This is a genomic window from Methanosarcina sp. UBA411, assembly GCF_002495725.1.
In the GTDB taxonomy this organism is placed as follows: Archaea; Halobacteriota; Methanosarcinia; order Methanosarcinales; family Methanosarcinaceae; genus Methanosarcina.
In genome coordinates this window covers 80,700-95,469 of record NZ_DAGK01000033.1, presented here as the reverse complement: position 1 = coordinate 95,469, position 14,770 = coordinate 80,700, and the positions used below count along the sequence as shown (strand labels likewise).

General features: G+C 37.4%; 12 protein-coding genes. 7 read left to right on the top strand and 5 right to left on the bottom strand.

The genetic code is table 11. The features are described from left to right. The first annotated feature begins 81 nt into the window (after positions 1-81). Positions 82-345 (top strand): hypothetical protein, encoded by a 264-nt coding sequence (locus BP861_RS13040; protein WP_292376216.1) that lies wholly within the window; start codon positions 82-84, stop codon positions 343-345. Positions 346-1,150: 805 nt separating this feature from the next. Here BP861_RS13040 and BP861_RS13035 read toward each other — a convergent pair. Further along, positions 1,151-1,474, bottom strand: a complete 324-nt coding sequence (locus BP861_RS13035) for a DUF3303 domain-containing protein (RefSeq protein ID WP_292376214.1) — start codon at positions 1,472-1,474, stop codon at positions 1,151-1,153. A 414-nt stretch (positions 1,475-1,888) separates the two neighbouring features. On the opposite strand from BP861_RS13035, the gene BP861_RS13030 reads away from it, so the two are divergent. Next, the gene (locus BP861_RS13030; protein ID WP_292376213.1) at positions 1,889-2,278 is read left to right on the top strand and encodes a VOC family protein; all 390 of its coding nucleotides are present in this window, start codon (positions 1,889-1,891) and stop codon (positions 2,276-2,278) included. A 186-nt stretch (positions 2,279-2,464) separates the two neighbouring features. Next, positions 2,465-3,436, top strand: a complete 972-nt coding sequence (locus BP861_RS13025) for a carbohydrate kinase family protein (RefSeq protein WP_292376211.1) — start codon at positions 2,465-2,467, stop codon at positions 3,434-3,436. A gap of 75 nt (positions 3,437-3,511) precedes the next feature. On the opposite strand, the gene BP861_RS13020 is transcribed toward BP861_RS13025, so the two are convergent. From BP861_RS13020 to htpX, 3 genes are all read right to left on the bottom strand, one after another. Then, on the bottom strand, positions 3,512-4,492 hold the full coding sequence (locus BP861_RS13020) for a hypothetical protein (protein ID WP_292376209.1): 981 nt from the start codon (positions 4,490-4,492) through the stop codon (positions 3,512-3,514). Positions 4,493-4,902: 410 nt separating this feature from the next. After that, positions 4,903-5,502: a PspA-associated protein PspAB gene (gene pspAB, locus BP861_RS13015; protein WP_292376207.1), complete on the bottom strand. Its 600-nt coding sequence runs from the start codon at positions 5,500-5,502 to the stop codon at positions 4,903-4,905. A gap of 88 nt (positions 5,503-5,590) precedes the next feature. Then, on the bottom strand, positions 5,591-6,475 hold the full coding sequence (gene htpX / locus BP861_RS13010) for a zinc metalloprotease HtpX (RefSeq protein ID WP_292376205.1): 885 nt from the start codon (positions 6,473-6,475) through the stop codon (positions 5,591-5,593). A gap of 1,034 nt (positions 6,476-7,509) precedes the next feature. Here htpX and BP861_RS13005 point away from each other — a divergent pair. The 3 genes from BP861_RS13005 to BP861_RS12995 all read left to right on the top strand — a co-directional run bounded on the left by BP861_RS13005 (position 7,510) and on the right by BP861_RS12995 (position 9,602). After that, positions 7,510-8,307 carry an ABC transporter ATP-binding protein gene (locus BP861_RS13005; RefSeq protein WP_292376203.1) on the top strand — a complete coding sequence of 266 codons (798 nt, stop codon included), beginning with the start codon at positions 7,510-7,512 and terminating at the stop codon, positions 8,305-8,307. Then, a complete protein-coding gene (locus BP861_RS13000; protein ID WP_292376201.1) occupies positions 8,304-9,056 on the top strand; it encodes an ABC transporter permease in 753 nt (250 codons plus the stop codon). Before BP861_RS13005 ends, BP861_RS13000 begins: the two co-directional genes overlap by 4 nt. A 369-nt stretch (positions 9,057-9,425) precedes the next feature. After that, positions 9,426-9,602 (top strand): hypothetical protein, encoded by a 177-nt coding sequence (locus tag BP861_RS12995; RefSeq protein ID WP_292376199.1) that lies wholly within the window; start codon positions 9,426-9,428, stop codon positions 9,600-9,602. 553 nt (positions 9,603-10,155) lie between these two features. Here BP861_RS12995 and BP861_RS12985 read toward each other — a convergent pair. Next, positions 10,156-12,705, bottom strand: a complete 2,550-nt coding sequence (locus BP861_RS12985) for a cation-translocating P-type ATPase (RefSeq protein WP_292376197.1) — start codon at positions 12,703-12,705, stop codon at positions 10,156-10,158. Between the two features lie 397 nt (positions 12,706-13,102). Here BP861_RS12985 and BP861_RS12980 point away from each other — a divergent pair, with 397 nt between their 5' ends. Further along, a complete protein-coding gene (locus tag BP861_RS12980) occupies positions 13,103-14,395 on the top strand; it encodes an APC family permease (protein WP_292376196.1) in 1,293 nt (430 codons plus the stop codon). Positions 14,396-14,770 lie beyond the last annotated feature (375 nt).

The window sequence follows — 14,770 nt, the reverse complement described above, 5'->3', positions numbered from 1 at the left end:
ATTATTATTATTATTATTATTTAAGTAGTAAAGTAACCTTTAAAGCAAGTTTACAATATTGTACAGAAGGCTCTTAGAAATATGGGGAGGTGGGAAAAAGGGGGAAAATACAATGGAAAATATAATGATGATATGTTTATCGAGGCGATCAAAAATGGTGCAATGCTAAACACTGACATTGCTCGGGTTTGTGGCTGTAGTGACAGTGCTGCCAGAACACACCTAAGCAGTCTTGTTGCATCGGGAAAAGTTAAAATCCAAAACCTTGTGGACAGTAACAAAAATATATGCATTGGCAAATTAACTAGGCTTCTGAGAAGCTCTAGAAGTGATTTTCAGATCTGATGTAGGGTAATTAGCCACCCTTTCAAGATCGCCTTTATGCGTAAAAATGAGCCTACTAGACTATGAATTTTTAACGAATTTATATTGGTGGTGTTATCATACCTTACCTTGATAGAATCGCTTCAAAAACATGGTAAAACAAGGGTTTTGCGGCTCTATTTGCACATCCTTCATGGAAATATAGGGCTTTTGATGGTTCGCCTATTTACGATAACAATTTATTGTAAGCATGCTCAGAGTTATGAATAAATACGGGATAATAGATTCTACTAACGATATAGTACCTGTAGTTATAATGATTAAAGTAGGATCAGTAAACCAGAAATTATTCTGCCATGATTTGTTATAAGTATTATAAAACCAAAAACTATTATAAATATTATATAAATTATAAAAGAATAATGGGACAAAGAAAATAATAAACAATTTTATGTAACTCGATTTTTTCATAAAGTGGTAACAATCCTTTCTCTTCACCTTGCAGAATAAATATAATATAGCTAATATTAGTAAAGCGACGATTACAATGTATATGACTGGTAGCCCATATAATGTTACAGCATTACTAGACATAACAGCATGACTAGAAACTGCTTTTTCTCCTGTAACATTAGAGCCATATATTGCAGTTTCATTGTTCACATTACTTTATATGCTACTAAAAGTTAAATATTTTTTTAAGTATCACGTACAAATTCAGTTTTGATGCTTAGTATTAAAGAATGAACATTATAATAAATCGGATATGTGCGTTTCATTAGACACAAAAACAAGACTAAAAATAGAAAAGAAAAAACCTAACGATTCATAAAATATTCTTACTTTTTAGAGAGTCATTTGGATTGTTCAATTTTACCATCTGATATGCTGTGGACTTTTTAAAATCATTGGCCTCTATGACAGGAAATACATCAATCTGACATAAATCAGTAAACGGCAAATTGTAAGCCAGATAGTCTTTAACAGTTTCTACGTCAAATAGAGTTATCACACGTCCTCTTCCTGCATCAAACCACTGATTAATAATCTTCAACCCTTCTGGGAAATCCGTATTTTCTATCTGTTGCCATCGCTTGAGTAGCTCCATGCTATTTTCAGGATCAAAAGTTGTTATGTCTAATAATAGCATATTCTGATTTCCCGATCGCGTCTGGTAATTTGTAAGACTTTTTACATGTACAATATGTGGCATCGAACTTATAAATATTTTGTATATGGTTGATGGATTAAATTAAAAAGGCTAGTACTCCTTTTTTGTTAGGGAGTTGTTAGGACTCCATGAAAATGCAAAACGGTTGAAAAATATAAAAAATAGCCATTATTTCAGATATTTTAAGACTTATAAACCATTAGCTCAATATTTTTATGCTTTCATATGTTATCAGATTACAAGATTTATTTCAGACTGGATTTTCCAATTCCTTGATAACTACATGTTTCTTTATACCTTGATAGATTTAGGAGATAAATACCTGGAAAAATTAGAGCCTGGATTAATATATAAATACCATCCGAACTATTAATTAAAACAAGGAGTAATATTATGCTAAGAGTAGTCCATTTTGAAATATATGCAAAAGATATTTTAAGAGTTAAAAAATTCTATGAGGATGTATTCGGCTGGAAGATAGAGAGATCAGAAGGTTCATTAGAATACTGGAACATAGCAACCGGCAATAAAAAAGAGCCAGGAATCGACGGTGGCTTGATGAAAAGGCAGGGAGGAGAACCTGGAGCAGATACCCCTATAAGCACTTATATTTGCACAATAGAAGTCCCGAACATTGATGAATACCTTAGTAAAATACCGAGGCACGGCGGCAAAGTAACTATGGAAAAAAAGCCAATAAGTGGGGTAGGCTGGTACGCATATTGCCTTGACACGGAGAAAAATATATTCGGGATAATGCAGCCAGACGCAAGTATCAGATAATCTTTTTTATTACATTTTTATTTGGCGCAATCTTTTTTCGCTTCCTTCCCTTCCTCCTAGGTTTTCCTATACTTTCTCCCATATCAGCTCCAGCCTAATATAATCACTAAAAAGAATCTAAAGTACAAAAATGGAATTTAAGACTAAACCGGAATATGGAGTAAAAACATATAGCTTGAATATAAAATGAAAGATAGGAGTGGAAAGGTGAAAAAGGATCATCTAAAGCAAATTAAAGCCCTTACATTCGGGGAAGCCCTTTTTGACATTATAAAAGGCTCAGCCCACCTAGGAGGAGCTCCGCTAAACCTTGCAGCCCATCTTGCAAAATTGGGAGCAAAATCGGCTGTAATCACAGCAGTTGGAAAGGATAAGCTCGGAGAAATCCTGCTTTCCAGGGCTGAAGCAATGGGAATTGACACCTCTTACATCTTAACTGACGAAAAAAGGCCTACAGGAACTGTTACTGTCAAACTACAGGCTGAAGGAATTCCTGTTTTCACTATAAACGAAGGTGTTGCTTGGGATGCGATTACACTAAGCGAAAAGGAATTCCAAGACCTCTCCAGAGAAGAATGGGATGTTTTCTGCTTCGGAACCCTTGCTCAGAGAACGGAAGAAAACCGAAAAACTCTAAAAAGACTGTTTTCAGAAATAAAAGCAAAAAATTTCTTCTATGATGTAAACCTGAGGACAGGTTATTACAAAAAGGAATGGATACAGTCTTCGCTCGAACACACAACGATTTTAAAGATGAATGAGGAAGAAGCTACTACAATTTCTTGCCTGCTTTCTGACACTGAAGACTCCTGCAAGCCTTTTTCTACTTACAAAGCGTTCTGCCACTCCATTACAGAAAAATATACAGAAATTTCCGTGATTTGCATAACAAAAGGATCCAAAGGAGCTGCTGTTTACCATAAAGGCATTTATGAGGAGGTAGAAACCACTCCTGTTGAGGTTGCAGATACCGTCGGAGCCGGAGATGCCTTTTCCGCAGGTTTCCTTTACACCTGCCTCTCAGGATACGGAGTTTCAAAAGCCACTTCGATTGCCTGCATTCTGGGATCTTACGTTGCATCAAAGCCGGGTTCGGTGCCCGAATATTCGAAAGAGCTTATGGAAGAGCTCAAAGCTAAAGGATTTGAACTTGATTAAGAATCGATCCGAAAAGTGCACTGATGGTTATGTCAATAGTTTAAACAGGTTTGGAAGTTTACTTTCATCTTTGATTTAGGGAATTTTCTTTATAAACTCAATAAAAGATCCAAGTTCCGATTTCATAAAATCTTCATTTCCCCAAAGATAGTATTCACCAAACAATCTGGCGACTTCTTGTGCAAGAGGAACTTTTATGGAATCGATATTTATATGCCCTGTCTCCTGAAGAATTTCTATTAACGGTTTTTCTGATATGTCTTTATTTATACGTAACTCTTCAAGGAGAGCGTTGTCTAAAAAATTGATTCTTTTCAGACTTTCAAGGAGCAAACCATCAGGTATTGATGATTCAAAGTCAATAACAAAAGAAAATGTATTCCCAGTCTTGACGATATTACTATTTATTAATCGCTGGAAAATATCTCTTTCTTTAGAGTCTTGATCCCCTTGAATATATAATTCGTAGCCTGTTTGGTTAAGTTTCTTAGCTAGTATTAAAAGTTTAGATGAAGATTTATTTCCTTTTCCATCATAAGATTCAACTGGGATTTCATCGAACCAACCAATAGTTCCTTTCAATGTTTCAACAAATGTTTTTTCAGATTTTCCTTCCACGAGAAGATAACCTTTTGTTGTGTGAAACTCAGGAATAGATTTCAAATGATATGCAACTTTGTCTAGTTTAGTCCTCATAGTGACTATGGTTCCAAAAAGACTGGGGCTATAGCTTCCAAAAAAATCAACTATTTCCGCATTCAGATAACCACCTATAAGTGCTTCCGTGGTATTTATGTAATCAATAAAATAAAATGAAGCGTCAAGAAATTCTTGCTTCTCCTTGTAACTACATCTCATCAATAAAGGAAAGCAACTATTGAGAAAATTTCGTAATACAGATTCAGTGACACCGCACTGCTTGTCTAGTGAACGATTGGGATTGAAAGGATGAGGAGGAGCACGGAATTTACAATAGTCATATCTACCACATTGATGGCACTCACAATAAGAAATCCATTTACTAGCCATTAATGAAATCAGTTCTTCACTTGTCATCTCTCCTTTTAGTGGTATACGAGATGTCCCATGTTTGACAAGTAATGTTAAATTACTCAAATCCAATTTTAACATTTTTTTACCTTAACTTGTTTTATAGAGTTATACATAGCCAAAATGTTAAGAGCCTTCCGAAAAATGTTATAATCTGCTGTAACTTTTATGATCGGCAATAATCACAACCAGAGCTAGTACTTGAATATTAAGACCTATTGTAGCTTTCAATATACCATTGTTGACTTTTCGGATAGGTTATAAGATTGGCTAAATTAATGAACTCAATAAAAAATGAACTGAATTTAGTGGAATCTATAAAAAATGAACTAAATTAAGTGAATTCTATAAAAATAAGCTCAATTAAAGGAATTAGATTAAAATTTAATTCTTCCAATTGATAGGCACAGCAATTTTTAGAATGGAATTCCCCAGAGAGGATACCATTTTTCTACATTTTCTTCAATAGGCATTTCCCTCTCCATCTCCGCCCTTAATCTGAATTCAAAAGGGTTGTCCCTTTGCTTGCTGGAAAGAGGAATAAAGGGGTAATAAGTTCCCTGCTTAAAATTGTATATCCAGTATACAGTTTTTCCACGGCCTGAGTTTCCGGCTTCTGGTTCGCTGTCAAATCTGTAAATTGCACAGAGAAGCTGCCCGCCAAAGCCATGCTCTTCAAGGGTTTCACTTACAAGGTGAATATTTGCGACAAGGTCTTCGAAATCCGAGTCTTTAAAGATAGCCCACAGGAAGTTGAACTCATCTTTTTCTAGCTTGAATTCGGTTTTTGATTCTTTTGAACTGTATTCTAAAAGTTCTTGAATCTCTTTTCGCGCAGACTCGTACGATGAAGCCCCTATTGGCTTAAAGCAGATCCCTGCCGACCCTGAGGGCTTTAAACCAAGATTGCTTTCAAGAGTGATACTGGCCGTAGACATTGCAAATAATTTATCACTTTTTGCTTTCGGAAGCGTGCTCCTTCCAAGGATTGCGTCCACAAAATCGCGAAGACCCATTTATTCTCTCCTTTTTAATTCGTGTCCTTTTAACTGATATCTTATGAATTAATTCATCCTGTAACCTGAATTTTGAAAAAGTATCCGGTTATCCCATATCCTGCTGCATCTTTTCAAGCCTGGCTATTCTCTTTTCCACAGACGGATGAGTAGAAAAAATATCCATTATGGAAGAACCCGAGATTGCAGGGATGATGAAAAAGGCATTCATTCCTTCTACTGACCTGAGGTCTTCGCTCGGTACCCTAGACATGACCCCGCTTATCTTCATGAGAGCCGATGCAAGGTCAGATGGCTGTCCGGTAATAATGGCTGCACCCCTATCTGCCGCATACTCTCTATATCGGGAAAGGGCGCGAATCAGTATGAAACTGACAATCCAGACCGCAATTGAAACCAACCAGACCAGCACAATACCTCCACCTTCTTTCCTTCGATCTCCTCCCACATTTCCAAAATAAAGGAAGTAACGGACAAAATAAAAAGCCAGGGTTGAGATAAAACTGGCAATTGTCAGAACAGCCATATCCTTATTTTTGACATGAGTAAGTTCGTGAGCAAGCACGGCCTCGAGTTCGGCTGTAGAGAGTTTGTCCAGAATCCCAGTAGTAACTGCAACAACCGCGTGATTCTGATTCCGGCCTGTTGCAAAAGCGTTTGGAACTTCGGTCCTGACAATTGCCACCTGAGGTTTGGGAAGGTCGGCTATTGCGCAGAGCCTAGTAATTATTCCATGTAGCTGTGGGGCTTCGCTTTCAGAAACAATATGTGCTCCGGTTGACAAGAGCACCAGTTTATCCGAATAAAAATACTGGATAGCCATAGAAGCCCCAATAAATAGCATCATGAAAATCGGAGGCGTTCCGTTATACGAAAGAAACGCCAGGAAAAAAAGGTAAACTGCCGCCAGAAGAAACATTGTGAAAATCATTCTTCCCTGAAGTCCCAAATCTCGTTCCCACTTTCTTTTCATAAATTACTGCTCCGACTATGATTGAAATATTGAATACATTTAAGCACAACTCAATTGACTGCAACTAAAATAATTGCTGTTACAGTGAATTGCATCTAAAGTAAAGTGCAATTATATTAAATGCAAGGTTAAGTGCGTATAAATGATTATTAAATCTGAGTTAAATTATAATTTTACCTGTCTTAAACGAGATATTAAACTTACAAATATTAAATTTGTAAATATTAAACCTATAGATATTAAACTTCCGTTAAGTGAAAATCAAATCCGATTAAATATACTTACAGGTTAACACCTGTAAACCAAAGGAGGCTAGCATATAATAAGAAAAACTTTGATTGAGGCTTGGTAAAAGCTACAAAAGCATAACATGACTGACTTTTCACTCAGAATATTAAATAATCAAGCTATATATCCGATAAAATATTTCCTCAAAGATTAAAATTCTTTCCTTATAGAAAAGCTCAGAGCTTCTGTTTAGTAAAGCAAATTTAAGGGAGGGAATTAATGGCAGATTATTTATAATTGAAATGTTATTTTTGTAACAGAAACTTATGCTCAGGTAAAAAGAGTGAATCTATACAAAGAATAAATAAGATTTGTATAATAAGATAAATAAGATTTGTATAATAAGATAAATAAGATTTGTATAATAAGATAAATAAGATCTGTGTAATAGAATAAATAAGATTCGTATAATAGAATATATGAATCTTATATTATAGAATATATAAAAGATATAGATTCCATATTATAAAATTTATAAATGTTGTACAATAGAATTTACAATCAGTGTATAATAGAACACTTAATTAATGCATACTCATATTCTGTATTCACCTCTGGAGAATAGACTAATTGTAGAATAATTCTCTAAAAATATACTTCTTTCCTGTAGAATTTCTGCAGGATTCTCCTAGAACCGGTAGAAGTTGGGAAATTTCTAACGGAATATTTAATAGAAGAGATTTAACCGAAGAAACTCTGTTATTTAACCTTTCCTTATTGAAAAAAAAATCTTTTCAGGTTCATCTATGCAAAATATACTCTCAGTACAATCCCTTACAAAAAAATTTGATGATTTTACGGCTGTAAAAGATATCAGCTTCAACGTTGAAACTGGTTCGATCTTTGCTTTTCTTGGCCCAAACGGGGCAGGCAAATCCACAACGATCAAGATGCTTACAACCGTCCTGAAACCTACATCAGGAAAAATCAGCATTAACGGTTTCAATGTGCTTAAAGAACAGGACCAGGCACGTGCGTCTTTTGGGATAGTCTTTCAGGACCCTAGCCTTGATGAAGAGCTGACTGCTTACGAGAATATTGTCTATCATGCAGTCATCTATAAGGTACCTAAAAAAGAAAGAGACGAAAGAATCAAAAAAGCCCTGGAAATTGTAGGGCTCTGGAACAGGCGGGAAGACTATGTTAAAAATTATTCAGGTGGCATGAAACGCAGGCTTGAAATTGCACGTGCACTTGTTCACTATCCAAAAATTCTTTTCCTTGATGAGCCCACGGTAGGCCTCGATCCTCAGACCCGAAACTCTATCTGGAGCCATATCAGAGGCCTGAACAAAGAAAAAGGAATGACAATATTTCTAACCACGCATTATATGGAAGAAGCCGAAGCGGTTGCCGACCAGATTGCAATCATTGACCACGGGAAAATTATAGAATCCGGTACTGTTGAAGAAATAAAGAAACGGACAGAAACGCAATCCCTGGAAGAGGCTTTTCTGAAGTTGACAGGCAGGGATATCAGGGATGACAATATTGGAGATAAAACTCGAAAGAGACGAGGTATAAGAAGGAGGATTAGGCATTGATCGAGGTAATCTATATCCTCTGGCTCAGGCAGCTAAAACATTACTGGCGCTCCAAACCCAGACTGCTAGGTTCTCTCGGGCAGCCCCTGCTCTTTCTGGTAACTTTCGGATTCGGGTTCGGCCCAATGTATGCTAGTGCAAGTGGAGGAGGAAACTACCTGGATTTCCTTGCACCAGGGATCGTTTCAATGTCGATTCTCTTCACTGCCGTATTTTCAGGGCTTGAGGTCATCTGGGATAGGCAATTCGGTTTTCTCAAAGAGACTATGGTAGCTCCCATCTCAAGGACGGAAATTATGATCGGAAAAACCCTCGGAGGCGCAACCATAGCCATGATCCAGGGACTGATCGTATTGAGCCTGACTTATGTGCTCGGATTCAGGATTCCAAGCCTTGCAAGCCTCGCGCTCGGGCTGGTCTTCATGTTCCTGATAGCTATCTTCTTTACAGGCCTGGGACTTGCAATAGCCTCAATGATGAAAGATATGCAGGGCTTCCAGTTGATCATGAACTTCCTGATCATGCCCATCTTCTTTCTGTCCGGCGCCCTTTTCCCTCTTGAAAACCTGCCGAAGGCGATCTATTTCATAAGCAGGATAGATCCCCTCACCTATGGGGTGGACGGCTTAAGAGGAGCCATTGCCGGAATGAGCACATTTGGCGTGTTTAACGACCTGGCAATAATAGGTTTACTCTCAGTTCTTGTCTGCACAGTCGGAGCATTTCTGTTTTCGAAGGTTGAGGCATAAACGCCTCCTTTCCTTCCGGAAAGTATGGATTTGAGGTCCAGAGTCTTAGACGTAATCAAAGTATTTTATATAGCATTAACGTTTATTCTACACCAGTGTTGTATTATAATATACCTTTAATACACCTTTAAATTCCAAATTAAACTGTCTAATAACTGCTATCCGGAATTTATGGCTTACTCGGCATTTACAGAAAATTCTTTGAATTTACTTGTTAAAAAATGAGGCATTACAAATGCTTGATCTTATTGAATTTTTATTTCTGGGATCAGTTCTCGGCTTCGCTTCGGGGACGTCTCCAGGCCCACTGCTGGCTGTAACCATTTCTGAAACTCTGCACACGGCAAGTGGGAAGGGATAAAGGTTGCAATGTCTCCTTTAATTACAGACCTGCCAATTGTTTTATCCGTGCTATTTGTTCTGTCGCATCTGACAAGTTATGATTTTATTATAGGAATTATTGCGTTTTTTGGAGCGTCCTATCTCATATGTTCAGGAATTGAATCTCTGAAAATCAAAAAGAACGGCTTTGCAGAGATCCTTTAAATTTGATTTTACTCAAAAATATATAAAAATAAAAGAAGCTAAGATCGACTCAACTTTGCTTGAAGCTTCAGGATACAATGACATGCTGATTACAACATGCACTATCAATGATAATAAACGGAACATAGCAAAAACAACGTTCTCTATTGTCAAATGAAATTTTGGAGAAGTAATAAGGCGATAAAGTTCTAAGGCAATAAAGTTCTATAATCAAGTCAAAGAAATAAAAATCAAACTGTTAGTGTATAACATAAACAAAAAAGCGGGAGAAATAATTTGCGTAAAATTAAGGATTTCTACAGAGCCGGAACATATGAAAGATATAAAACAGAAAAGAGTTTAATAGGGTATCAAAATCACAATCATTTGCAAAAAAATGGATAGAAAAATTCAATCCGCAAATTAAAAGTATAATTTATTAAGTAAAAGATTATAGAAAATTAGTGCGATAGGTTAATTAGAACACACTAACTCCTACGAGATCAGGCTCTGAACTTGGTGCCTTTGACCTGGCAAAAATACTATTTTAAAAAGTGATATATTACTCAAAAGCTCAAATACTATTGTTTATTTTGCCTTTGAGTAATCTGAGCCATATAATACTTAGAGTTCCCACAACAAATGCGATTAGCAAGTCATCACCGTGCAGCAGTGAGAACCGGAACAGACTTCTTAGAGCCGGGACATACAAAACCATAAGTAAACCTGAAAGCGCTCCTACTAGCACATATCTCAAGGCTTTGTTCTCAGAAGATAACGTTTTGACCAGGCTCTGAGACCAGGAAAGGTTTGCCACGATTAAAGTAAGGTTTGCAATTACGAGTGCCGCAAAGGTTAATGTGCGTGCTTCCACTTCGCCTTTGCCCATATATATTGCATACAGGTAAATAGCAATCACTCCTGCAAGCATACTTATGCCCTGTACCAGACTAAGAGCCAGATTATTTCTTCCGAACATTTTTTCCTGTAAATTCCGAGGCGATCGGTTCATTATATTTTTCTCTTCAGGCTCAGCCTCAAAGACTGTTGAACAGGCAGGGTCAATTATCAATTCTAGAAATGCTATATGTGCAGGCAAAAGGACAAGGGGCAAATCAAATAATATAGGGAAGAGGGCAAGTCCTGCAATGGGCATGTGAACTGAAAATATGTAGCCTATCGCCTTCTTGAGATTATCGAAAATCCGCCTTCCAAGTCTGACAGCTGCAACTATGGAAAAGAAATCGTCGTTCAGAAGGACAATTGATGCAGACTCACGAGCTACGTCCGTACCCCTTTCTCCCATTGCAATTCCAATATGGGCCGATTTCAGGGCAGGAGCATCGTTAACCCCGTCTCCTGTCATTGCAACAACTTCTCCGTTTTGTTTTAAAGCATTTACAATCGTCAGTTTTTGTTCTGGCACAACACGGGCGAAGATATTTGCTACTTTTATTTTCTCCGCAAGCTCGTTTTGATCCATATTTGCCAGTTCAGGGCCGGTAATGTACTTATCTGGATTCTTTAAACCTATCTGCCTAGCTATATGCTGAGCTGTACCAGGATAGTCTCCGGTAATCATAATGACTCTTATCCCGGCTTTATAACATTCCTTCACTGATTGGGCAACGGACGGCCGGACAGGGTCGACAAATCCAAGCAATCCTATAAATTCAAATTCGAAATCATGCTGTTTTTCAGGTAAAGAGTCCTCATAAAAACTGGCTTTAGCCACACCCAGAAGTCTCAAGCCCTTGTTTGCCATCTCCTGAACATGAGCCGATAACTCTTCTTTTTCGGCTTCACTAAGATGGCATAAGTCAAAAATTGCTTCAGGTGCACCTTTTGTAGCAATAACATACTTCCCGGAGTTGGGAGATTCCCAGACGTTTGAAAGAGCAAGCAGGTTTTTTGAGAGAGGATATTCCCGAACAGTCCTCCATTCTTCATGTATATGTTCAGTATCAAAAAGGAATTTTTCAGTGTTTCTTTTTATTTCTTTCTCAAGAGGATCAAAAGGATCCCGCTGGCTTGCCAGATAACCAAATTCAAGTAATTCATGGAAGTTCTCAAGCAGGCACTCTTTTTTATCGAGTTCGCAATACTCCCCTTTTGAAAATAAGGAACTGAGAATCATCCGGTTCAAGGTTAAAGTTCCTGTTTTATCCACGCATAATACGGTTGAAGCCCCAAGAGTTTCAATTGCAGGCATGCGCCGTACGAGAACATTTCTTTTGGACAGGCGCCAGGCTCCCATACTCAGGAATATTAACAAAACTACTGAGAACTCTTCAGGAAGAAGGGCCATGCTCAAACTCAGTCCCGCAAGCAAGCCGTGTAACCAATCTCCTCTGGTCAAACCATAGACTACGACTACAAAAGCGCAGAGTATCCCTCCGAAAACAGCAAAAGTCTTTATAATTTGGGTGGTCTCTTTCTTGAGTAAAGAATCTTCTTCGGCGATCGTTCCCAGTGATTTTCCTATTTTTCCCATTTCAGTATGTATTCCGGTTTCGATTACCTTGGCTACTCCATGACCCTGAATTACCAGAGTTCCTGAGTATACGAAAGGAAGGTCTTCTCCTCCTGGCTGCTCGGGTTTCAAAGAATGAGTTAAGCCAGTAGATTCGCATTTTCTAACAGCAAGGGATTCGCCTGTGAGCAAGGATTCGTCTATCAGAAGATTTGTACAGGAGAGCACAACCCCATCGGCTGGGACTCGGTCTCCCTCTCTTAAAATTAGGGTATCTCCTTTAACGACTTCTCGTCCTGGAATTCTTTTCTGTTCCCCGCTTCTTATCACAAGAGCTCTTGGACTTGAGAGATTTTTTAAAGCCTCTAATGCTCTTTCGGTCTTTATTTCTTGGTTAAATGTTATACCCACGACCACAAAAACGAAAACTAGCAATACTAGAGCATCTCTTACTTCCCCAAGAAATAGATAAATCGTACCTGCAATTAAAAGGAGGAGCAACATGGGTTCTTTAAGAACATTCAATAAGATGGAAAAAAGGCTCTGTTTTTTTTGGGACGGTAATTCGTTATAACCTTCGTTCTTAAGTATTTCAGCAGCCTCTTCATCAGAAAGTCCAGTTATATTTTCTGGATCGAATGTTGTTTCCATATTTTTTCATACCTACTTAATCTTCCTTCTATTCATGGTTCCTTATAGTTTCAAAATATTTACCTTAAAATACCAATCTTTTAAGATATTTTTGAAAATTCTAAAAGCAAAGATATCTCAATTTTATTATATAAGCCTATGCAGAATTTAATATTATGCTAAAAAATTATAAATTTAAAACTATGTCCTTTCAGATCATTTTTTGACTACCACTCTAATTTATTGAATATTACTTCATTTGTTAGGTACATTTCTGGCTTGGTGTAAATTAATAAAACAGGAAAACTATATCTCAGGAAAAATGAAAAAATAGGCTAATATATTCATCTTTGGAATCAGAATTACTTGATCGCACTGAATTGGCTTCTAAGCGAAGAAATCTAAAATCCGGAGTTTTATGACTGGGACCAAATCAATGGGACTCTATGCTGCGACTTCAATTGGTGTTGGGGGTATGATTGGAGCCGGGATCTTTTCTATTTTTGGGACAGCTGTTAAGATTTCGGGAAATGCAATATATATTTCTTTTATTATTGCAGGATTGGTCGCACTTTTAAATGCTTATTCCTATGCAAAACTTGGAGTAAGATATCAATCGGCCGGTGGGCCTATAGAATTTATTCTAAAGGGTTTCGGAGACGGAGTTTTAAGTGGAGGGCTTAACCTTTTACTCTGGATAAGCTATATCTTCGCACTTGCTCTTTATTCAAAAGGGTTCGCTTCTTACGCAGTAACCTTTCTGCCTCCAGGCTCAGCGCAGTTATGGGAAAAAGTTTTTGCAAGTGCAATTATCCTAATTTTTACAGCAATTAATTTTATAGGAGCAAAAGCCGTAGGAAAATCGGAACTATTTATAGTTTCGATAAAGTTTGTCATACTGCTTCTTTTTGCGGCTGCAGGTATTGCTTACATGGACACTGGAAATCTCTCTATTTCTACATGGCCAGATTCCAAAAATATTTTCTTTGGGGCAGGAGTTGTGTTTCTTGCATACCAGGGGTTTGGATTGATAACCAATGCCGTAGAAGACATCAATAATCCAGAAACCACTCTTCCAAGAGCAATTTACCTGAGTATTGTACTTGTCATTATTATCTACATATCAGTAAGCTTTGCAGTAATAGGAAATCTCTCAACCTTTGAGATCGAAAAGTCAAAAGACTATGCTCTTGCAGCTGCAGCGAAGCCTTTTTTAGGAGCTATAGGTTTCAAAATTATGGCTCTCGCCGCTTTAATTTCAACTTCTTCTGCGATAAACGCTTCTCTTTACGGGGGGGCAAACATAAGTTATTTGCTTGCAAAAGAAGGGCGATTGCCCTTCCTTTTTGAGAGGAAAATCTGGAAAAGAGGAACAGAAGGACTTTTTATTACATCCGGTCTTGTGATACTCCTAGCTAACTTCCTTCCTCTGGATGGAATAGGTATGCTCGCAAGTACCTCCCTGCTTATAATTTATGTAGCCGTTAATACTTCTCATCTGCGTCTTTTAAAAGAGACCGGAGCGAAATGCTGGATAATTCGGGCTTCACTTCTAAGTAGCTTGATTTTCTTCGGAGCGTTAATTTATTACGAATATGTGAGTTCGAAACTAACTGTGGAGCTGCTTTTAATCACGGTTTTTTTCTGCTTCTGTGTTGAATGGATTTACAGGAAATTATCAGGCCGATCAATAAAAGAAAGGACAGAATAATCCCATTCTGACGACTAAATTGAGAAGTTTCCAGTATAAACAAAAAACGCTGAACTCCAAAAAAGATACTTATCCTCTATTAAATGTTTTGGTTGAATTATTTTTATATAATTATGGCTATACTGTATAATGGGGGTGGTCAACCGGAGAAAAGTGATATCTACACGAACCTACCGAGGTGAAACTTTCACAAAATTCATCAAGGAATATCTTATTAGGTTTGCTGAAAAAGGCAGAGAGTGTTATTCTAATCTTAAGGTGTAATGCCAGTAATAATATTAGAAAAACACATGAGAAACACACGAGAAAACTTATGCATACAAATCTGGTTCTGTTGAGAAAGCTCTAAAGATATCGATTTTCCTGCAAAGAGGG